Here is a 22,197-nt window from a genome sequence, read left to right on the forward strand (position 1 = left end):
TTCATCGCTCGCCCCAAAAAATATACCCCGCAGTGTACCGACTCTTGCCTTTTCCGAACCAGCACGCCCCTCAACAATACGATGCCCAGCAGTATCGATATTCCCCTTGCCGCGCAAAAGGTTACCAGCCAAAAGGACGGGTAAGGGTTGGAAGGGAATGGGGCCTCAAGGGTAAGAGCGCTACCCGAAAAGGCTAAAAGGCCACTGACCTCGCCACCTGCCGGAGGTCACGATGTTCAGTCTATTTCGCCGCAAAAGGCAGAAGCCTCTTCCGCCACCGACCGTGAGCGTCGCCGAAGGTTACCTGCCCGTCGAGAAGGCCCACAGCTTGTTAGCCGCGGAACACCGCCGCCAGTTGCTCGATCGCATCTGGCAGTACACCGCCCTCTCCCAGGCGCAGTTCATCCAGCTCTATTTAAATCCGATCCATCGCTACGCCGAACAGGTCCAGCAACTCCCAGCCAGCGAAACGCACCACCATGCGTACCTCGGCGGCATGCTCGACCATGGCCTGGAGTTGGTCGCCTGCAGTTTGAAACTGCGCCAGTCCTATCTGCTCCCCACCGGCGCCGCCCCCGAAGACCAAGCCGCCCAAACCGACGCCTGGTCCGCCGCTATCGCCTATGGCGCGTTGCTGCATGACATCGGCAAGATCGCCGTCGACCTGCAGGTCGAACGCCAGGATGGCCGTGTTTGGCATCCTTGGCAGGGTCCCCTGGATCAGCCCTACCGCTTTCGCTACCTCAAGGGTCGCGACTACCACCTGCACGGCGCCGCCGCAGGCTTGCTCCACACCCAGATTCTCGACCGCACTATTCTGGACTGGCTCAGTGGCTTTCCGTCGCTGTGGGCCAGCCTGCTGTATGTCCTGGCCGGCCAATACGAACGCGCCGGCGTACTCGGCGAACTGGTGATTCAGGCCGACCGCGTCTCCACCGCGCAAAACATCGGTGGCAACCCAAGCAAGGCACTACAAGCGTCGATCCATGCCCTGCAACATCACTTGATCACTGGGCTACGCCATCTGGTTCAGCACCAGCTGAAACTCAACCAGCCGGGTGCCGCGGGTTGGTTGACTCAAGACGCACTCTGGCTCGTCAGCAAGGCGGTCACGGACAAGTTGCGATCCTATCTGCTGGCGCAATCAGTTGAGGGCATTCCCTCGTCCAATATCGCCGTGTTCGACGAACTGCAATCGCATGGGCTAGTCGAGTCGACTCCAGAAGGCAAAGCCATCTGGACTGCACTCGTGACTCAAGGCAACTGGCAGCAGAGCTTTACCTTTCTGCGCCTTCAACCGTCATTGATCTGGGGGAACGAAGACCGTCCCGAGACTTTCACCGGAACGGTGAGCGTTGCGGTCGAGGACAACCCGACTCCCTCTCCGGCATCGCCACTGGTATCCCAAGCGGCCATTACAGAATCACGTCAACGCCAATCGCAGCTAGATCCCTTGGCCATGGAAGATGCCGACTACCTCGGAACACTGCTGGACATGTTCGAATTGGCTGATCCCGAGACCAGTGATACACACTCAGAAATCCCTCGCGAAAGTTCGAGCCTCCCTTCGGACAACCCAGGCCAGGCATTCCTGAATTGGATCAAGGAAGGCATCCTGAGCCACAAGCTGATCATCAACGACAGCAAGGCTAAAATCCACACGGTGAGCGGTACTGTGTTTCTGGTAACACCTGGTCTCTTCCAACGTTATGTTCAGGAGTTTCCTGGCATCGCCAATGGTGCCGATCAAGAGATTGAAGAATGGCGTTGGGTGCAGAAGCAGTTCGAAAAACTGAAGGTCCATAGGAAACGGGGTGATGGTTTGAACATCTGGATCTGTCAGGTCGAAGGTCCTCGAAAGAAAGCAAAACTCAAAGGTTACCTACTAGAAAAACCGGCACTGTTATTCGAAACTGCACCTGTACCTGCCGACAATCCTTTCCTTAAAGTGGAAAAGCTTAAATTTCCGTAGCATCCCATTAGAGCTCGCCACGCAGAATCGACTCTGGGGGCACTCGCCACTGAACCGCTCCATTGCCGCTCTCCAGCAGCTCATAGAGTTCGATGATTGACTTAGTCTCAAAATTTTTTTTGGGCGCCCTGCTTGACGACAATATCATTATGACATCTATACTCGTGCAGCATCATCGGGCATCGAGGACGCAAGCTTGATCGACCGAAGTGTCAGTCGATGATCGTTTTTGTTCGCCGCGCAGCGAACATGTGGCTGCTGTGTTTGCGCCGTCCCCAACGTCAAGCGCATCGGCAGCGACAAGGAAGTGGCCGGCCGCGGCGGCCAGTACCTGCTGATCGACCAGGCCGTGTGGAACTCCGAGGCTTCGCCTGGCCGCAGCCTGCATGTCTTCGGTCAGTATTCGGCAGCCAGCAGCGCCGCTTCGCCGTTTACCAAGTGGTACGGTACCGGCGTCGTCCTGTACAAACCCTTCGAACGCCGTCGACGTGACACCGTCGCCCTGGGTTACGGTCGCGCCGTACCCAACCCGCGCAGTCGCGACGTCCTCGAAGACACCGCTCAGGCCAACGGCGAAGCCTTCCCTAACCTGGATAGCGCGGAGCAACTGATCGAACTGAGCTATGGTTACCAGGCCAGGCCTTGGTTGACCCTGCGCCCGGATGTGCAATACATCATTGAGCCGGGAGCGTTTTCGGGAGAGAACATTGATAACGCGCTGGTATTTGGGCTGCAAGTAAAGACGACTTTCTGAGTTGATTGCGTTCGGGGGTGGGTTTGCGCTGCTGCCCACCGGATTCTGCGGTTTTTTTGCTGTAACCCTGTCATCAGGTTACGGGGCAGCCTGAACCAGCAACCGAAACTCCACGCTGCAGTACTCAGCAATCATCGTGCAATGGCCTTAAGCTACATTGAGCCGTTGAGATAGCACCTTTAGTTGTCCGGTCAGGCCCATGTCAGTCTAGTGCCTGCTTCTGTTGATGGCCAAAAGCAGTCCTTTGGTGGAGGCGTAAACCGAAGCAGGAGGTGATGATTCACTCAGACCTGGGCCGCCAGTACAGCAGCTCCGATTGGCGCAGCTTTTTGAAGGCCACCAGGGCTTTATCGGGAGGCGCCAGATACAGCCCGATGACGTCCCAGAATTTCTCTTCGAAGTTCGGGTCGTTGGACAGCTTGAAGGTGCGTGTCAGGTGCGGTTTTATGTCGTTGGCGGCCCATATCCGCTGGACGCTGGCCGGTGAAATGCCGGCGACTCGAGCCATGCTTCGACAGCTCCAGCGGGGCTGACCGATACGCGGCTGAGTGACTTGTTCAAGGGTTCGCTTCAACGCTTCGGCCGGCAAGGATGGCTTGCGACCTCGTCCGGGCAGGTCCACCAGGCCTTGCAGACGCAGCTCTTGAAAACGCTTGCACCAGCGCGTGACTGACACAACGGAGAGGCCGGTTACTGGGCAATCTCGTTGCGCGAACGGCCTTGAGCCGCCAGTAAAATCACCCGCGCCCGACGACCGTCGCGCTGACTGATAGTGGCTGACCTTATGCGTCGACTCAGTTCAATTTGTTCGTCTTCACTGAGCACGATGTCCTGAGAGTTCATGTGATCACTCCAAGCCACAGAAGCATAGCTCAGGCTAGAAATTTATTTCTGAGACAGGACACTAGCATGGGCTTTTTTTCCTATATTCAGCGATGACAAAAAGCCGCATTGGCTAGCCAGACCATTTCTAGCCATTCTCCATCAGTCACCGCATCGCGAAACTTGAGCCTTTCGGCGGCGGAAAAGGCGCGGTCATAGTCCTGCTCATCCAAGACATGGCTTTGGAGAAACTCACATTGCCATGTCTTAAAGCCGAGTGAATTTTCGTTTTCTTTCACAAGCATCCCTACCCATAAAATTTTTATCCGGTAATAGTAATACTATTTGCTGCGGGTCACTAGATCCGCTAGTCGGAAAGAGACCGGGCAGTCAACGCTCGATTAATTTTCTACAAATTCACCCTATCATTGCATTCATCGGGGTGCAGATTTCATGGCTCATGGTCGCCAGGAACGTGCTTTTGGCCCGGTTGGCTTCATCGGCGCGCTCTTTCGCGCAACGCAGATCATCGAACAATTGTCGCCGCTCACTGATGTCGATCCAGCCACCGATGATGCCTTGCACTTCACCACTCGAATCACGGTAGGGAAGAATCCAGTGATAAATCGTCAGCCTGCGGCCACCGATGTGTAGCGGACAGTCGAGAACCAGCGGAATGCCCTCGGTCACGACGCGTAGATAGTCGGCCTGATAGTCCCGGGCTTACAGTGCATTGCTCAAGTTGCCCTGCATGATGCTTTTGCCGATAACGTCTTCACGCTTCACACAGAACGCTTCAAGGTAACTGTCGTTGCAACTTTGCCGCAGCCCTTGACGATCACGCACGTAAATCGGGTGAGACGTCCCGTTGACCAGTGATCGCATGAATTCCAGTTGATCGTTCAACGCACGCTCGGCGGCCTGTCGCTGTTTTATCTGGCGACGCATGTAAGCGTTCCAAGCCGCGGAGATCAGAAGCGGCTTGTTCAGCATGAAAAACACCACCTATAGGGCTTCAACTCTATTCCTACCAAGCTTTTTTGCTTTATACATGGCTTCGTCCGTACGTTTAAATAAATCTTGAGGCGTAACATCCGTTTTAGATAGCTCTGAAACTCCGATGCTAACTGTGAGCTTAATTTCAGCCCCCATGTAGGTAAAAGGTGTGCAGCGAAGACGATGGATCATTCTGTCGGCGAGCACTAATGCCGACTCAACACCGGCATCTAAAAGAAAGATAAAGAACTCTTCTCCACCAATTCGAGCCGCAATATCAATACTGCGAGCCTCTAACTTTATGATCTCTGCAAAATGGCATATAACTGCATCACCTGCCAAATGCCCATGCGTATCATTTATTTTTTTAAAATGATCGAGATCCATTAGTAGCGCGGTTGATTTACGCCCAGGGTAGCGCCGGCTGCGCTGGATCTCAGCATTAACTTTAGTTAGGCACTCTCGCCTGTTAAGGAGCCCAGTCAAGTGGTCAGTGGCGGCGAGCAACTTTAACTCCGACTCTAAACGCTTCTCCTCTGTCACATCAAGCCCTATGTTTAATATCAGGCCATCGGGCAGCTCAATATTAGACCAGCGAGTGGTTAGGACCTTTCCGCTCTTTGTTAGAGGGTTCCAATCTCGGGAGCCGCGCGCAAAAGCGGTGGATATACTTGAAAGTACCTCTGTCAAGGTTGTTTGGTCCGGGTAAAAAAGTGACAATGGGGTTTCATGGGACTGTACCTCATCAACGCTCCAACCAAACAGCTCAGTACAGGCCCTATTCCAAATTATGCATCTACCTGCCGAATTGAATGCATTAATAGGGATGGGGGAGTTTTCAAAAATCATATTGCGCTTGTTTTCTAATTTTGAGACATAGAATCCCGGCTCGTCAGAAACAAGTTGCACTCTCCAGAGAAGCGAAACATTTATGGCCAAAAGTTCGAGAGTGCTAAAACGCAGGGAGGAGTCCGAGGACCAGCCTGAAAATACAGCTATCAATGCACCGTCTATCTCCCCGCTCTTATTCCTTATGGGTACGGAGAAAAAATCAAACTTCACATTGGACTCTGACCCTGGATAACTAACAAAGCTAAGTTCGTCCTTCAAGGTGTCCTGCTTGATGGCCTCTAGCCGATCCGAGCGCTCCCCCTCAGTCGAACCGATAAAATTAGTCAACATGGCATCGCTCGCGGAAGATTCAGCTAGTATGTTGTATGATTTGGTCACACGAAAGCTTAACAGCCAAGCAGAGTCAGCGCGTAGTTCATGAACTAACCAATCTGTAATTTTCCTGAGCGAAAAGCAATCTTCGACTTCCGGCAAAATTTTTGCCAAGGATCCTATAATGGCTCCACTATTCATATCCATCACGCTCCTCCCCGGGCAAGGCGTTAAACATTGAATGATATCTCTATGCCATTATAGATTACATTAGCGCAGCTTATTTTGCACGAGGAGTAGCAAATCTTTTAGAGTATAACAGTATCAGTCCCACCATTCTTGCCGCACTCGTCGCACATGAGACAGTAAAAAATGGTAGATACGGTATCGCCTTAAAGGCCAGCAGGCCGCTGTACAAGCAGCTCTCTAAATAGTATTTTAAAAAGCCGCTAGTGAAATCTGTACTGCCACACAATTCGAAACTAACGTCCGCACCGATAATTAAATACCCAGTTTTCGATGACGAAATTATCAGCAGACAAACAATTACTTAGCGGCCAAATAAAGCACATGCTTTTACTCCGCCCAGCACAACCTCAGGCCCGTCTTGGCTGATGATAGTGTTTTTCTAGGCGACCTCTAAAAAATACTAACTTTTAAACCTCCTGAACAAAAAACGTATTATCAATTATGTTATTGAAAATCTTTCTTACTGTCAGCTATCAACCCTGGCTATGGCTAGAAACCTCAATCACAGTAAAATACCATTTGAATTAAATGATCAAAAAACACAATTAAAAAATCTAACAATAGTTTCTGCTGGGGAAGGTCTGCTTTTTCGAACGACTCATGATTTTTGAGAAAGAAGTAGCAAGAGCATCAAAAAATCTGGTGCTTCAGACCCTCCCTAGAAAAGCTCTGGAAAAGACTTCCCGATTAGGTGAAATACCCGCCTCGCACGAACTTCACGGGTGAGCCCCGGTAAAACAGGCGAACTTCGCTGATGCATTCATGGGCTCACGCTTCCTGCAACTAAACATCACTGGCGTAGGCCGTCCAACACCCCATGTTTATTGGATGGCTGCCTGTAAAGTGGGTACCTGTCTTCAGACGTCGCCAAAAGTCCTGGTATTCGCTGCTGTTGGTTAGCGTAGGCTTGCAGAACAAACGATGATGCTTGCCTTTGAGTTCCGCCAGACTGTAATCGACCAGATTCAGGAAGTTCTGGCTGGAATCAAGAATACTGCCGTCTAAATTAAACTCGATAATGCCCATGGCCGTTCGCAGCGAGCGATGCGCAGTTGCAGCAGTGTCGTTACCCACCACCACCCGACCTCCCCAGCGATCAACGGCCGATGCCTGATTGGGCTCATGTCCACGCTGAATTACGCCGCCCCGGCGTAACCCTGGCTTTGCTCTGGCAAGAGTATCGACTCAGCCACCCGGAAGGCTGGTAAGTAGACCAAAGGAGTTTCACCTTCAGCCTCTCGCAGAACCGTACGTGAGCCTCTCAACTCATACGGCTCCCGTTGCCCAGTCGAACCGCATTTCCAAAGACATGCCAGTGCACGAACAACGATGGACAGGCTTTCTTCATTCGATTGAGCCAGTCAGCACTGCGGCGCTTGTGCCCGGCCAGTGGTTTGTATTTCTGACGTGCCCATCGCTTTAGCTTCAAGTCAAAATGATCGAAGACCTTGTGCATCGTTGTTTTGTAAAACGCACCATAGTAGTTCCACCACCCTCGAAGAGTAGCGTTGTACCGCTTTGACAGATCCAGAAGGCTGGCCGGTGTTTGCCGCTGGATATTTCAGCGGCGCGTTTGCTGGCGCATCCGTTTCAAAGCCTCGTTACTGGCAGCAGGCTGGAAGCTGGTGAAGCGGCGTCCATTATTACCCTGTGCCTCTCGTGGCCGAAAGGTGAATCCTAGAAACGTGAACTGCGTCATCGGGTAGGTTGCTTTGCGGTTACTGTCCTTGCAATAAACGATCTTTGACTTTTCCGGGTGCATGGTCAGCAGGCATGTTTCCAACCGTGCCTTGATTGCCGCCATGACCTCATACGCTTGCTTTTCGCTGCGGCAGTGAACCACCGCATCGTCGGCATAGCGGGCAAACGGACATCCCGGATAAGACCTTTGCATCCAGGCATCGAACGTATAGTGCATGAACAGATTCATCAATAAGGGACTGACAACCCCACCTTGGGGTGTGCCGCTTTCACGCGGTACTTGAACGCCGTCAGCAGTCTCAAACGGCGCTTTAAGCCACCGTTCGATATACAACAGAATCCAGTCGTCCTTCACATGATGCCTTACTGCTTTGAGCAGCAGCTCATGATCGATATGATCAAAAGCTCCCTTGATATCAAACTCCACCACCCAATTCATATTCCAGCAGCGCCTGCGAGTGATCTCGACCGCCTGTTTGGCTGATTTCCCCGGCCGGTATCCATAGGAATCCGGATGGAACAGACAGTCCAGACTTGGCTCTATGAGCAATTTGACGACGGTCTGAGCCACCCGATCAGCCACTGTTGGAATACCCAGTTTGCGTTTGCCGCCTGATTGCTTCGGAATTTCCACTTGCCGCACTGGCGGTGGAAAGTAGGAACCTGATGACATCCGATTCCATACCTTGTACAGGTTCCGTTGCAGCTTCTGCTCAAACTGGTCAATAGACTGTTCATCTATCCCAGCGGCTCCTCGATTGTTGGCGCCGACGTGGAATTGACCCAGCTGCCGAGATGCCAGTGACCCAGTCTGATACCTAGCGAACTGTTACCTTTTTCTGGATTTGTGCGGATTTGGAGATGGGTCAGTCTTGCGTCAGCACGTGGGTCAATTCGGCGTGAGCGCCAACAACATCGACTACCGCAGCCCGCGCGGCCTGGACAAATCGCTGATCCTGCAACTGGGCAGCGGCCAGTGGCTGCGCGACGGCCTGAACCTGATCATCGGCGGCCCGACTGGCGTAGGTAAAACCTGGCTCGCCTGCGCGCTGGCCCACAAAGCTTGCCGCGACGGTTACAGCGTGCGCTATCTGCGCCTGCCGCGCTTGATGGAAGAGCTGGGCCTGGCCCACGGCGATGGGCGCTTCGCGAAACTGATGGCGGGTTATGCCAAGACCGACTTGCTGATCCTGGACGACTGGGGCTTGGCGCCGTTTACCGCTGCGCAACGGCGCGACATGCTCGAACTGCTGGACGACCGCTACGGCAACCGCTCGACGCTCGTGACCAGCCAGATGCCAGTGGACAAATGGCATGCGCTGATCGGCAATCCGACCCTGGGCGATGCGATCCTCGACCGGTTGGTACACAACGCTTATCGGATCGAACTGAAGGGCGAATCGATGCGCAGGCGCGCAACGAAATTGACGACGGCAGGGACTTCAGACTAACAATGCAAACCTGCGTCGCTGCGCTCCGACTGCCTGGCCAAGTGGACGTGGATCAGGTGTCCAAGTGAGCGTGGAACGAGTGTCCAAATGATCGTGGGCTGAGTGTCCAAGTGTCGTGGAATCCGCACATCACTGCTGGGAATGACCGTTCGACTCCGGCCGCTATCTTCACAGACATGGGTGAAAGGTCGCACAGGCATGACCATGATGAACTCCTCAGCTTGAGCAAACGCCGCGTTAATCCGTGCCAGGCGGTCGGCAGAACGTTGTCGAGCAGCGAATGATCAGAGTTATGGGTCATGAGGTGCACCCTCGATAAATCGTCAATGAGCCCATTATTCGTGTTGAGACGACAAGTTGCGTAGCGCAACCTTGTTGAAGCGCACCGCTTACCCAGCCAGCAAAACTTCCACCATCATTGCAGCATGGGCGGTGATGTTCTCGGGATATTCCGGTCCCCAATCCGCATAGCTCATCATGAACGCTTGTTTCAGACTCTCGGTAAATGGCTCACCACCGGCCTGCGTCTGGTAGTAATCCTTTTTCGCCTTGGGCAAGTGATTGCTGAGTTTCGAGTTGCGGTCATGGCTAATCAGACACAAATTGCCGAAGTTATCGACGCCGGCCGGTAACGCTTCCGATGCCACCAATGCCTGACCTGCAATAGGCTGTTGAGGGTAGAAATGCTCGACCGAGCTACGAAATGTGAACTTGAAGTGCTTGTGTCGACTCCGTATATAGTCCATTTCTACCCCTGGGAAATTCTTGCGTGGAACGGCTTTCCAGAGCAGGTAGTCCAGCCGGTTGAACACAAAGTTCTGAACCAGTGTGCCCTGGTTCAAGCAGTGGGTATCGAAATAAGCATCAGGTTTGGCATTGTTGTAAATCAGGTCGTAGTAGTCGACGAGGGAGCGACCAAAGCGCCCGTAGAAAATCCCACTACTCAAGGTTTCAAGGAACGCCAGAAAGTCGCGGCCAGCGCTCCCGTTTTGCCATAGATAACGCAAACTCGCATTGAGCCAGTGTTTGTAGACCTGGGCAGGGAATGACACATGAAACATCGATTGCAGCATGATCAATTGCTGATGGGTATCTTCGTTATCGATGCTGTTGACGTAACCAAATCCTGTTGCGTAACGCTTCAAACTCTGAAGACTCCAATCATCTGCACTGCTGCGCTTGATGATAAAGCGGTCGAACAGCAGGCGACACTTCAGCAGGTCGAGAATGAAACTACGAGGGTCAAGCGGATGACTGTCAAAAACGCTCAGTAGTTGTTTGTCATCAAGCGGAATATCACGGCCCGTAGTGGCACGCAGAACCTGTAACAGGAAATTCGGAAAGCTGATGATCGAATTGAAGGCACCGGTTTCCACGTCTTCGGCATTGACTTGCTCACGCTCATGGAAGCGTCGCAGGGCAATGATACGGTGCAACGGCTCTGCCACACTAGATAGGTCGTCATCCGTCCATGCGCTGAATAGTGCATCCGGATCTGCTGGGCAATCGTTCCAGTCCTCGCCGAATACCCGAGCTCTAGAAAGAGTACCCAAACCCAACTGTACGTAGCGGTTCATCTCGGCGCACGCTTCCCAGACTCGCGCAAAGCAGGTGCGTTCATGGACGTCCAGCTGTTGCAATAAACGGGCCTTCAGAACTTCATGTTTTTCGAGCTGCTCACCCCGGTTGTTCATGATTTCGAAGTAATGATTCAAATCAGTATCGTGCGGAACGATCGCCCGTAGAAGCCGTACATTGGCCAACAGGTACTGACTCAGTTTCTGTACTGACTCGCGGCGCTCATTACTGAGGTAACGCTTGGCAATTTCGTACCCCGCGCGCAATGCTGGTTCTTCTGACTCATCATGACGGGCTGTGTTGAACAGTCTGGCCAGGGTTCGCTCTGATCCGGGGCGCCCATCGAAATGAAGATTGATCTGCGAAATTCCGTCGAGCGACTCCAAGTACTCATTTTTCAGTACCGCCAGTATCAGGCTCAGGGTCGTGTGCCGCTGTTGACCGTCGATGGTTTCAAATACATCGGCCTCGTCGGGTCGCCGCCACACGACCAGTGTGCCGAGGTAGTAGGTGCTTGAGCAATCACACAGGGCCATGTCCAGGATGTCGCGCAGCAATTGTTCTATCTCTGCCTCTCCCCAGGCATAGTTGCGCTGGTAGAGAGGGATCTTATAGGCACCCACACCAAACAATTCCGCGACCGATAACGCCTGTATGAACTCACTCATCGTACTTGCTCCAGGTAGCCCGCCGACTGGAAAATGGCGGCCAGATCTTCAACATTCGTCGCTCTGATAGCGGTTACAGGTGATTGGGTAAACGCCATGACTTCTTGCGGATGCAACGCGCGCTGAATTACCCGAAACAGACCACGTTGGGCCTGAGCCGCATTATCGATGGATTCCTGCACCACCCGCTGTTGCTCCAGCCTGATTCGATAGCTCCACAGAAAGCAGAGCTTTGCCACGCGTTCCAGCTCCAGATCGCCAAAGCGGTCGTAGTAGAAAAGCAGCGTACATTCGAAAAGCTGACGCACATATCGATCACCCGCGCGATGACGCCCTTTGTAGCGAGCCAGTGTATGGATAAGAGGGGCAAGCTCAAGCTTCTCGTGAACGAACAGCTCCGTGTAGAGCTCGATGTAGTGCTGGACGAATTCGAAGAATCGTTTGCCATTCATCAGTGTCTGATCGGCAACGAATGGGAAAACCATACGCTGTCTGTCCCACTGCCGAATCGGATCCGCGTTGTACTGATCGACCAGGTAGTTCAGCGCCTGCAAGGGTTTAGCCAAACGGTAGTGGTTGCTCTGCAAACTGATACCTTTGAATACATCGATGTTGTGCCGGCTAAATCCGATGCCAGAACGATCCACGGACCAGCGCCGGATACGAAATAGCACGTCGCTCATGATCAGCCGCAGGCTTGGCGTTTGATCCCGAGGGCGGACTTGTACCTCCCACTTGGCGACACACTCAATCCGCTCTGCCTCCGACTCATGCGACATCTCTCGAAGATGAAACGCCTTGAGCAAATCGTAGGGAGCCAGTTCCTTTCCACGTGCGTTTTGCGAATCAAAAAACTGAAAGGCTTCATTCAGATCATCCAGCACAACACAAATCAGCTCGCAGCGATTGAGCAAGAAATCCAGCAGCCCTTCACGCTCCGCTTGTGCAAGCGATTTGAGTCGGGCATCGATGACGGACGCGTTGTGTTGCAAGTTGCGAACAGTCGTCGGGTTATCGAAGCGCTGCTCTAGAAAACGTGGCCGGCAAAACTGGTCGGCATCCAGCAAATGGCACAGTAATGTCAAGGTCAGGAGGCGCTGCTGGCCATCTACGACTGCTTTTGAAGCTTGGTCGGCTGACTGATGTAACACCACGGTCCCCAAACGGTATCGGCTCTTGTTCTGATGCCCGATCAAGTCCTCTACCAATTGACTGACATGATGCGTCTGCCACTTGTAGGGACGTTGAAAGTCAGGGACATACAGCTGCATCTCCAGCAGATTCTTGACTGTTGATACCTGTGTGCAAACGATAGCCATTAAATCGGAGTTCCTTTCCAGCACCCGGGAGGGTTTTCAAGCCTCCCCCTATGAATGGACAGCAAAACTGATGCCTCTGGTTATAACGTTCTCGCAGACGGACGATTGAGAAACTGGACTTCTACCCGTCGATTGCGCTCATCGCCAGGCTCAATGCCCGGCAAGGGTTGCGAATCACCAAACCCTGCGACGATGACGCGCTTAGCTTGTTGCTCGTCCAGCATCTGAATCAACAGTTTGCGTGCTTCCCTGGCGCGGGCCGCAGACAACGTGAAGTTGTCGTCATAGACGGTGCAGAACTTGCCAAAATCGGTCACTGGCCTTGTCACCAGCACGTTGTCGGTGTGACCCTCCACGAATACCTGAGCCTGAGTCGAACCATTGACGAACTCAGCTACTTTCGCCCCTAGACGCGAAAGGGCATGCCGGGCCTCATCGGTCACACAAGCACTGCCACGGGCAAAAATCCGGTCGCGCAAGGTGATCTTGGAACCGGCCAGGTCGAAGGACACCAGACCGGATTCGCCCTGCTCGTCCATGGTGGTCTGCATCGACTTCAACATGTCCACCATGCGTTGCTGCGCTGTCTGCACGCTCTGGTTTTTCTCCTGCTCGCGCTTGAGTGCGGCAAATTTATTCTGCAGAACCGACAAGACCAACAGCAGCATGACGACTGCCATGACGCCAGCCATAAGGTCGGAGATCGAGACCCACTCGTTAGGTTTCTCTTTCATGCCTCTTGCAAGTCCTCAGCGGGTTTGAAGTCTTGCACGCGGTCTTTGATGCCATTGGCAACTGCGACCAACTGCGTCAGGGACTTTTGCATCTGTAAGAGTTCGTTCCGAGGAAGCGCAAGCCGACTGGTCAGCTCGTCGATCGAACCAGGCATTTTCAAGATGGCTTCGGCAGCACTGGAATAACGGTCACTCTGGCTAAGAATACCGACGACCTGTTCAAGGCCACAGGAGACATTCGCGGAGCTTTTTTCGACGCCCTCGGCAACCTGTTGCAACGTGGTGGGCAGCGTCTCGATGGAGTCGGCAATCACTGTGAATTTTTTCGCCAACCCGCCGATTTTTTGGGTATTGGAGGCAACAGATTCAAGGCCATCGTCCATACGCTTCCCGATAGCATCCATGTTTGCCGTCATCACCACGACACTCTGGCTCAGTCCTGCGCTCATATCGGAGAACTGCAAACTGGTCGCTTTTTGGATCTTCGAAGCGTTTTCGATATTCTTCGCCACCTCCTCCATAGCCGTGTTGACGGTCTCGGACATCCCGCTAATCGAAGTCGATATGTTGTCAGTGGCCTGGCGCAAATCGCCGGCCATGCCGACCATGTTCTGTTTGAAGCCGTCACTCATGATTTGGATGGTGCCACCCAGGTCGGCCTTGACCGACTCCATGATGTCCGCCAGTTTGTTGGTCGCGCCTTCCATCTGATTGGCCATACCGGACAGATTGCGAGTGAAGTCCTTGTTCATTCCTGTCATGACCCCATTGAGGTCGGTTTTGACACTTTGCAGGACTTCCGACATTTCCCGGCTCAGGTTATCCACGACCGCCTCAAGGCTTGAGGCTGCGGTCGCAACCTGTTGAGCTGCCGTCCCCATGGTTTCACCCGCTTGCTGCAGCGCTAACTGGTTCTCACGACTTTTTCCGGTGAAGTCGGCCAACAGCTGATTCGATTGCCCCGTAAACGATGCAATATCGCCCAGCGGCTCAATAGCCTTGATGAAACTCGCATCATGCGCGGCTGCCTGCTCAGCCAGTTCCTGATTGCTCGCCTGCAGTCCGGCGACGCCCTGCACTACAGCCTCGAAGTGACTCGCATCACGCGCGGCTGCCTGCTCGGCCAGTTCTTGATTGCTCGCCTGCAGTCCGGCGACGCCCTGCACCACAGCCTCGAAGTGACTCGCATCACGCGCGGCTGCCTGCTCGGCCAGTTCCTGATTGCTCGCCTGCAATCCGGCGACGCCTTGCACCACAGCCTCGAAGTGACTCGCATCACGCGCGGCTGCCTGCTCAGCCAGTTCTTGATTGCTCACCTTCAGCCCGGCGAAGCCTTGCACCACCGCCTCGAAGTTTTCCAACCAGTCCTTATGGCGCCTCTCACCCATTTGCAGCGCTCTAACGTTTTGCTTGGCCATTTCCACTCTCAGGCCTTCAGTCTGGGCCCGTAATGCGTCAACGATCAATTGGGTGGAGCCCATCAGCGAGTCGTGTTGCTTTTCTTCACTGGCCAGTTTTTCTTGCTCGCGCAAATCACGAGCCTGGCCGAGCTCGCCTTTCATCTTGTTGATGCACCAGGTCAGCCGGCGCTCTTCAAATCCACTCCAGGACTCCCAGATTTTGAGCAGAATGAACGCGATGATGCCCCAGGTAGAGGTTTTGAACTTCGTACCCAGGCCTTGCATCATTGCCATCAGGTTCTGCATGGAGTCGTCCATCGCACCTACAGACGAACCACTGCTCTGCAGGATCGAGGATGCCTTGTCCAGCGCAAGGCCCAGCCCCAGAAAGGTCCCTAACAAACCGATAATCAACAGCAGGCCAGGCATCATGCTGGCAAGCTTTTCTGCGGGTGTCGAAACTGCCTGGCTCAGCTCGCTTATAGAGCCGTGCTCGACCTCCAGGCCTGTCGGCGAAGCATCGAGCGCCTCACCCTCCCATTTACGCTGCCAGGATTTGGCATTGGCCTTGAAACTCACCAGCAGGATAGACAGTGCCACCCCGAGAGTGATTATCGAAAAGAAGGTGATCTGTATGGGCTCCTGCCCGGGAGTCAGAAACTCGACGATATCCTTAATCACACCGTTACCTCGACTTCCTTGAACGCTGCACCACGTGCTTTGCAGTCAGCCTTGAAGATGTTCGCGAAGTCAGTGATCAGCGAGCGCTCTTGTGGCGTCAGCGAGGTCCATGCGCGTCCATTCTGGGCGCACTCGATCAGTAGTTTTCCGACTTCTGCACCCTCTTCTGCCAGATATTCGCGATCTTCCTCTACCAGTGTGGCCTCGTCTTTTTCCAGTAACTGCAGGAAGCCTTCGGAAGCGTACACATAGTTGCGTTTCTCCCGCGCCGCGACATCTAGTGACTGCAATGTCTGACTGTCCTTATCAGTGCTAATGACAAGGTTGGTGAGATAGACCTGCTCTTCTGCTGTCAACGGTTCGATATCCTGGCTCAACTCTAGACGTCGGCGCATAACCTTGTCCTTGGCCAGTTCTTTGTTAAGAACAGCCCACTGCTGCTCTATGGCGTCGACATCCAGAGCCCAGGCGATAATCATCTCTTCGAACACGAATGGCACCAACGGCTTGCCGAACAACTTGATGGTCAGCAGATCCAACCGCTCGGTTTGAGACTCGCTCAAGTCGGGTTGCTCCGAAATCAGCCCAGCTGACACCTCGATTATGAAAAACAGATCGGGATCAACGTTATCAATGGACTGCAAGTTATCCATGATTTGCTCATAGCCGGCCAACAGCTTTTGCGCCGCGCGGATGCGAAGGTAATGCTCGAAATCGGTTACTGTGTTTTGATTGACGGCTCGAGCAACCTTGGTTTTTACCAGCAAGTAGTTGTTGACCAACTCGCTTGCCTTGAGGGCCTTACGCTCTTCCTCGGGAACCATGGACATGGCCTCGGCAATATCCTGAGCATTGCGCTCGGCCGTCTTGATTTCAAGGTCATCAAGAATCTTAGTCTTGATTTCACGCGCCATGCGGATAACCCAGTCAACGGCTTTCTGCAAATTTTCGGCGATTGGATGCTTATCCAGGTTTTCCACGAACGCCAACGCGCGCTCCAGACCCGCCGCCAGAGCTTTGGCCCAAGGCCAAGGCGCTACCTTCGCGGCCACCAGCAGAGCGGCCCGCGCCTTACTGATATAAGGTTGAACCGTGCGCCAGACCTTCTGAACATCACCAACAAAAGTCTCGGCCTCATCGGCCAGCCAGCCGATTGCTTTAGCGGCCATTTCCTTGCCTTTTTTGATAAGGGTCGAGCTTGCCTTCACTACCGTGGATACAACCGAAGCAACACCGCTGACCAAAGAACTAAACCACCCCATGACCATCTCCTTTATTGACGCCAAGCATTTTTCTTGCCGCGTCCAAACTAATATTTGCGCTCGAGCGGGATTCTGTTGCCAGGTCAGCGAGTGTTGTCCGCACTTGTGCAATCGCTGCTTCCAGATGCCGCAATGCAAGTCTGGGCTCGTTTTGCTCCAGCAATGGCTTGGGCAGAGCCAGGCGCATACAGGTGCGTATTTCCCGTCCCGAGAAGCCCTCTGAAAGAGCCGCAACGGCATCTACTAAAGCCTCGCGAGAACCTTCAAGAGGAATACCTGCAACAATCATCTTCGACCAGATAGCGCAGCGTTCTTCAATGGCAGGCAGTTCAAATTTGACGTGCTGAGAGATACGGCTAACGAACGCAGAGTCATAGTTCTTGCCAAAATTAGTGGCAAAAACGACAACACCTTCATGCTTTTCCAACTCGATCAGCATCGTCGAGCGCATGGCATTCACTTCGTTATCGATCCCTTGGGTAACCGATGACAACCGCTTGCCAAGCAAAGTGTCCGCCTCATCGAAGAAAAGCACCGCACCTTCGGATCGGGCTGTCTGGAATACTTGAGCAATGTTCTTTGATGTATCGCCCATGAACTTGCTTTCCAGATCGGCGATACTGACGAACATCAGGGGTTTACCCAGACTGCCAGCCAACGCCTCGGCGGTAAGCGTCTTTCCGGTCCCCGGCGGGCCATAGAAGTTCAGCACAACCCCCTTGCCTGCAGGGTCCACACTGGCAAATCCCCACTCGACGTAGATCGTCTGGAAGTACTTGATCTTTGCCAAAGCTTCGTCAAGTTGTTGGCGGACCGAGGCGCAAAGCACAACGTCCTTGAGCGTATAGCGCGCTGGTTTCACTTGGCACAGCGCAGGGTCACCGGTGACGGGTTTGGACTCGTCCAGCCCTTCCCTGAACTGCTGCCGTATACGGCTATGCAAATATTCCTTTGATGACATGTTGTCCAACCTGTACTGATTTACAACAGAGCGCTCCGGGTTCTGTCAGCGCAAGGCTAATACCCCATGAACGCGCGATTTTGGCTTAAGCAGGTAAACTGCCCTTTGGATGGACGGTTAACTCATTCGCTATCGACAAAAGACGTACATTCTTGAGCCAGATAACCATGTGGGCCCAATAATGCCATTTAGATATCACTCCTGCATGCTATACGGCTGTTATAGATTTACCGGCGCGACAAAAATTCGGCCAATGTCCGCTCCAAAAACCCTGGAAGTCGGGTAGTCAACGACGTGCTCTGGCACTTGGGACATCGATCAAACCACTCTCCTGACCGCAGTGCATCACTTTGCGGTGCCACTGTTTTCCTCCACCCGCAATCACGGCAAACGTAAGTAAGAGGCCTGGGCTTGATGGGCATGGCAGTTCTCCAAAATTCAGATACACACTTAATGGCTAGGCCCACTCAGCTCCCGGGGTAGGCACGCTCGATCTGTTCATCGAACTCCCCGCCATGGCCACAGTAATCCCGAGGCACGCGTTCAATATCCTCAGCCACCTGTTCGATCACCCCACGTAACTCCAATCGCTCGTACCACCGCGACGGGATCGCCGCTGTGCCATGCTGGATACCCAGCAGATGGCCAGCGATCAGCCCGGTACTGTTACTGTCACCATCGTGGTTCACCGCATTGATGATGCCCTCTTCCAGGGTGTCAGCCGAAAGCGCACACCAAAGACCAATGGCCAAGGCTTCATCCGCCAACCACCCGCCACCGAACTCGGCGATTCGCTGGGGTGTAGGGCGATAGCCTTCATAGAAGAAAAACAACACACGTTCGAGCATGCTGCGCGTTTGCTCCATGCCCGCTTTCTGACCATGCTGGGCCAGGCTTGAAGTCACCGCATTTTCCAGGCTGGTCTGGTAATCAATCAGACGCTGGAGGATGTCAGCCAACAGACCCGTAGCAAGATAACCGGAGGGATGTCCGTGGGTCAGGCGGGCGGATTGAGCGGCGTAGTCGAAAGCGTTGGCGAAGAATGCACATGGCGCCACTCGCATTAACGCTCCGCAGCCCTTGCTGTTGTTTTCGGCATTTGCCCCCAGGTGCGAGCTGGCCTTGAGTGCGCTCAGGCTGGTGGTGCCGGGAGCACGGCGCGACCACAGGTGCGGCTCGGTGATCAACCAGCCATCGACTCTCACCGACGTTGCCGATGGGTAATCCTGGGTCATCAGCCAGCGCAGCAGTGAATGGTGAATGACACTTGGTACATGGCAAGCCACACCAGAGCTGCCCCGCACAAAGGCACGCAACAGACCTTCGGCGGTGAATAGCATCATCTGAGTGTCGCCGGTAATGGCACCGGTAACGCCACGGACCGGGGTGAAATCGACAACCCCCTGAGGGCCGTATTTGGCCTCGATAGCAGGCCACTCGAGGAATTCCACCGAAGCGCCCAGCGCGTCGCCAACAGCACCGCCAAGCAAGCATCCTTTGATTCGTTCCAGTCGGTTCATGTTCTTTCCCCTCACGCGACCGGCACCATCGCCAGCACAATTTCCAGTTTTCTCTGCAACTGTTCCACGTGCGCTTTTTCCGCCCGCAAGGCCGAACGCAACTCTCGGTTTTCCATTTCCCGGATGCGCGCCCAACGGGCCGCCTTCTGATTGCCAAGCAGTAGGTGCCAGATCTCGCGCAACCGCAGGTACTGCATCAACAGCACCAAAAAGATCAGTCCAATCATCAGTAACGCACCTGTCGAGACTGCGTCCGACATACTCATGTCCACTTCCTTCCGTGAGTTCGATTCATCTCGAAGACAGACAAACGATATGTCGTGTTTAACTACAGGTCTAGAATGTAGACTTATACAGGTAAAGTATTCGCACACATGAAGGGCGCACGAAACGCCTGCATCCGGCGAACAGACTTGTAGAAAAGTGGGTTTTTGCTGTTGGTCAGCCAAGCGTATTGCCTAGCAGTTAACCCGGTAGATCCGGGGCAGGTTGTTCAGTGCTTGCGCATAAACCGATCCAACCGTGTTCGAAGCTCAGTGGATGCACCAGAGAACATACGTCCTCAAACTTTACACATTGCGGCCACTACCCAACACGCTGATTGGAAACGCTGTCCGAGCGAAATCATTGGCGTCGTTTTTTACTCGCACAGGGGTCGGGTTAATTGCACCCTTTGCGTCACCACGGAAGTGTGGCCAGGTGGAAGGGACTCTAGCTTGAGCACGAAACAGCGCTCTCAGAGGCGTGAAAACCTCCGTTGTTGCCAGGCTTGCAAAACCCGTTGGCGATGGCGTTGATCTGTTGCCCACCAAAAGATCAAATGCCGGAGGTCTGTTACTGCAGGTCTTCACGCGACTTCGAAATCACCTCGTGTGTCAACGGCTGCTGAAAGTGAAATCCCCCTCCCAGTTGAACCCGTAGTGATACTGGGCATTGAAACATTGAAGCGCGGCATGCTCGATCGTGAACCTCTTGAGCAACTCAACCACCGCTGAGTTACCCCCGTCCCTGTTATCGCGCATTGCCAACTTAAGTGCGGTCTGACCTTCATTGTCAGGGCAAGCCAAATCTGCACCGTTACGCGCCAGTGCCTTTACCAGTCGGGTATTGCCTCGCAGCCCTACCGTCCCCAGCGCGGCATACATCAGTGCGGTCCTGCCAGCTCCATCCGCTGCATCGATGGTCGAAGACAGCATCTCGATCACTCGACCATAGGACTCGTGACGCCGGTATTTCGCCAAATGAATGAGTGCGGTGCGTTGAGCCGCGTTTCTGATCGCAGGATGGACACGTTCAAGCAACTGCCTGCAGGCGTCCGTGTGACCGGCCAAGGCGGCCATATGCAGCGGGGTGTCGCCATGCAGGAACAAGTCCGGATTGGAAAGCTTGTCCGCGTGTCGAGTGACATAGTGTTCAATCTCACCGTTATCCCGAGACTTTAGTGTTTCCTCGAACTCAGCCGTGTTGGCTCGCTGAAGGTTTTCCAGAACCGATCGCCCAGCTGGATCAGCGTAAATATTGGAGCCATTAAAGTCACTTTCGATGCCTACCCTGGACATGGATGCATCACAGGGACCGAGATCCACTGAACCGCCCCTCTCGATCTCGTCCTCGTCCCAGACCTTGCCGGCCTCGAAGTGAAGATAAGGTCGCCAGCCCTCCTCCTCATTTACAATCACTTCCTCGCCTATTTTGACGTGCCCTTCCAGCGCGTTGGCCAAAAATGCCGCCAGCTCCACCAGGAAAGCTTCAGGCAAGTTCGAACTACAAGCTCCATGCCAGCAATCGCCACCGTTGAACAGACTGCTATAGGCTCTGGAGAACCAGAGAGTTGCAGGCCTCTGATGAGGGTGCCGCGCCAACCACTGCCGAGCGAAATCATTGATCAGTTCACGCCAATCGACATAGGCGTAGTGGCCGCCAATCTGATAGATGTCAACAACGAGCACCTTTACTCGGTCGCCTGAAGTCCTGACACGAGGGATAAAGAAGTCCTGCCGGTGATGTGTGAATTCATTCATCTGCTAGCTCGCTGCCGACCGAGGCCCAACCGGGCAATTGTTTGGTGCTGCACCAAACGTACTAGGGTCTGTTGACGTTTCGCGCTAACCCTTTGATAAAAAAGAGCAAACTCGTATTGTTCAAGCTCTCACACCAAAACAAAACGAGTTTGCAATGCCCCGATTACTGCTCAGTGACGAGCTCTGGTCGAAGCTGGAAAAAATTCTGCTTCAAGAGTCCATCTATAACAAGCGCGATTTACGGATGACGGTAGAAGGCATGCTCTATCGCATGCGCGTCTGTTGTCCCTGGCGAGACCTGCCCGAGGCTTTCGGGTGCTGGAACTCGATCTACAAACGATTCAATGCCTGGTCAGCAGGAGGTAAATGGCTCAGGGTTTTCAAGGTGCTGGTGAACGAGCCAGACCTTGAGTGGGAGTTTATTGATGGCAGTTACGTCAAAGCCCATCAGCACAGCGCGGGGGCTGCCAGTGGTGAAACTGAGGCCATCGGCAAAAGCCGAGCGGGCAATACGACCAAGATCCATCTGGCGGTAGATGCCTATGGATTACCCATCGAGTTTTTGATCACTGGCGGTGAGGTCAATGACTGCACTGCTGCCCCGGAGTTGATAGCCAAGCTGCCTCATGCTGAAGTGATCGTCGCGGACAAAGGCTACGACAGTGAGCGGATACGCGAGCAGATTGAGGCGAAAGGGAGCAAGGCCGTCATCCCGAGAAGGCGCAACTCCGTTAAGGGCAATGCCGACCTGGACAGAGGCTTGTATCGATACCGGCATCTGGTAGAGAACGCTTTTGCTCGACTGAAACACTATCGAGCAGTGGCGTCCCGATACGATAAGTTGAAAAGAAACTACGAAAGTGTGGTGGCCATGGCCTGTGGGGTCCTATGGCTACCGATGTGAAACGTCAACAGACCCTAGTAAATTAATGCATAGCTGCACC

At 53.7% G+C, this 22,197-nt stretch carries 13 protein-coding genes and 7 pseudogenes; 5 read left to right on the forward strand and 15 right to left on the reverse strand.

Annotation, left to right across the window (positions count from 1 at the left end; all coding sequences use genetic code 11):
- The first annotated feature begins 232 nt into the window (after positions 1-232).
- Together mobH and QMX93_RS04695 are read left to right on the forward strand one after the other, a co-directional pair.
- Positions 233-1,972 carry a MobH family relaxase gene (mobH, locus tag QMX93_RS04690; protein ID WP_282353124.1) on the forward strand — a complete coding sequence of 580 codons (1,740 nt, stop codon included), beginning with the start codon at positions 233-235 and terminating at the stop codon, positions 1,970-1,972.
- Between the two features lie 277 nt (positions 1,973-2,249).
- Positions 2,250-2,726, forward strand: a pseudogene (locus QMX93_RS04695) (carbohydrate porin); the annotation flags it as partial.
- Positions 2,727-3,063: 337 nt separating this feature from the next.
- Here QMX93_RS04695 and QMX93_RS04700 read toward each other — a convergent pair.
- From QMX93_RS04700 to QMX93_RS04720, 5 genes and pseudogenes are all read right to left on the reverse strand, one after another.
- Positions 3,064-3,569: pseudogene (locus QMX93_RS04700) on the reverse strand (IS630 family transposase); the annotation flags it as partial.
- Positions 3,570-3,655: 86 nt separating this feature from the next.
- Positions 3,656-3,847, reverse strand: coding sequence for a hypothetical protein (locus QMX93_RS04705; protein WP_282353126.1), 192 nt, complete (start codon positions 3,845-3,847; stop codon positions 3,656-3,658).
- A 121-nt stretch (positions 3,848-3,968) separates the two neighbouring features.
- Positions 3,969-4,526 (reverse strand): annotated as a pseudogene (locus QMX93_RS04710) (PAS domain-containing protein); the annotation flags it as partial.
- 27 nt (positions 4,527-4,553) lie between these two features.
- Positions 4,554-5,915: a sensor domain-containing diguanylate cyclase gene (locus QMX93_RS04715; RefSeq protein ID WP_282353128.1), complete on the reverse strand. Its 1,362-nt coding sequence runs from the start codon at positions 5,913-5,915 to the stop codon at positions 4,554-4,556.
- 876 nt (positions 5,916-6,791) lie between these two features.
- A pseudogene (locus QMX93_RS04720) lies at positions 6,792-6,998 on the reverse strand (PAS domain-containing protein); the annotation flags it as partial.
- Here QMX93_RS04720 and QMX93_RS04725 point away from each other — a divergent pair.
- A pseudogene (locus tag QMX93_RS04725) lies at positions 6,983-7,162 on the forward strand (IS21 family transposase); the annotation flags it as partial. The pseudogenes QMX93_RS04720 and QMX93_RS04725 sit on opposite strands and share 16 nt — an antisense overlap.
- 56 nt (positions 7,163-7,218) lie before the next feature.
- On the opposite strand, the pseudogene ltrA reads toward QMX93_RS04725, so the two are convergent.
- Positions 7,219-8,418: pseudogene (gene ltrA, locus QMX93_RS04730) on the reverse strand (group II intron reverse transcriptase/maturase); the annotation flags it as partial.
- Positions 8,419-8,569: 151 nt separating this feature from the next.
- Here ltrA and istB point away from each other — a divergent pair.
- Positions 8,570-9,109, forward strand: a pseudogene (istB, locus tag QMX93_RS04735) (IS21-like element ISPre4 family helper ATPase IstB); the annotation flags it as partial.
- A 389-nt stretch (positions 9,110-9,498) separates the two neighbouring features.
- Here the strand turns inward: istB and QMX93_RS04740 are convergent.
- The 9 genes from QMX93_RS04740 to QMX93_RS04780 form a co-directional block, all read right to left on the reverse strand.
- Positions 9,499-11,355 carry a DUF262 domain-containing protein gene (locus tag QMX93_RS04740; RefSeq protein ID WP_282353130.1) on the reverse strand — a complete coding sequence of 619 codons (1,857 nt, stop codon included), beginning with the start codon at positions 11,353-11,355 and terminating at the stop codon, positions 9,499-9,501.
- The gene (locus tag QMX93_RS04745) at positions 11,352-12,674 is read right to left on the reverse strand and encodes a DUF262 domain-containing protein (protein ID WP_282353131.1); all 1,323 of its coding nucleotides are present in this window, start codon (positions 12,672-12,674) and stop codon (positions 11,352-11,354) included. The genes QMX93_RS04740 and QMX93_RS04745 overlap by 4 nt, the downstream gene beginning before the upstream one ends.
- An 80-nt stretch (positions 12,675-12,754) precedes the next feature.
- Positions 12,755-13,408, reverse strand: a complete 654-nt coding sequence (locus tag QMX93_RS04750) for an OmpA family protein (RefSeq protein WP_282353133.1) — start codon at positions 13,406-13,408, stop codon at positions 12,755-12,757.
- A complete protein-coding gene (locus QMX93_RS04755) occupies positions 13,405-15,489 on the reverse strand; it encodes a hypothetical protein (RefSeq protein WP_282353135.1) in 2,085 nt (694 codons plus the stop codon). Before QMX93_RS04755 ends, QMX93_RS04750 begins: the two co-directional genes overlap by 4 nt.
- Positions 15,486-16,751 (reverse strand): hypothetical protein, encoded by a 1,266-nt coding sequence (locus QMX93_RS04760; RefSeq protein ID WP_282353137.1) that lies wholly within the window; start codon positions 16,749-16,751, stop codon positions 15,486-15,488. The genes QMX93_RS04755 and QMX93_RS04760 overlap by 4 nt, the downstream gene beginning before the upstream one ends.
- A complete protein-coding gene (locus QMX93_RS04765) occupies positions 16,738-17,712 on the reverse strand; it encodes an ATP-binding protein (protein WP_282353139.1) in 975 nt (324 codons plus the stop codon). Before QMX93_RS04765 ends, QMX93_RS04760 begins: the two co-directional genes overlap by 14 nt.
- Positions 17,713-18,179: 467 nt before the next feature.
- Complete coding sequence (locus tag QMX93_RS04770; RefSeq protein ID WP_282353141.1) at positions 18,180-19,232, reverse strand: ADP-ribosylglycohydrolase family protein; 1,053 nt, start codon at positions 19,230-19,232, stop codon at positions 18,180-18,182.
- Between the two features lie 11 nt (positions 19,233-19,243).
- Complete coding sequence (locus tag QMX93_RS04775) at positions 19,244-19,498, reverse strand: hypothetical protein (protein ID WP_282353143.1); 255 nt, start codon at positions 19,496-19,498, stop codon at positions 19,244-19,246.
- A 609-nt stretch (positions 19,499-20,107) separates the two neighbouring features.
- Complete coding sequence (locus QMX93_RS04780; protein WP_282353145.1) at positions 20,108-21,253, reverse strand: ankyrin repeat domain-containing protein; 1,146 nt, start codon at positions 21,251-21,253, stop codon at positions 20,108-20,110.
- Between the two features lie 154 nt (positions 21,254-21,407).
- Here QMX93_RS04780 and QMX93_RS04785 point away from each other — a divergent pair, with 154 nt between their 5' ends.
- Positions 21,408-22,157, forward strand: a complete 750-nt coding sequence (locus QMX93_RS04785; RefSeq protein ID WP_282353147.1) for an IS5 family transposase — start codon at positions 21,408-21,410, stop codon at positions 22,155-22,157.
- Positions 22,158-22,197 lie beyond the last annotated feature (40 nt).

Source organism: Pseudomonas sp. PS01303 (assembly GCF_029959385.1).
Classification (GTDB): Bacteria; Pseudomonadota; Gammaproteobacteria; order Pseudomonadales; family Pseudomonadaceae; genus Aquipseudomonas; species Aquipseudomonas rustica.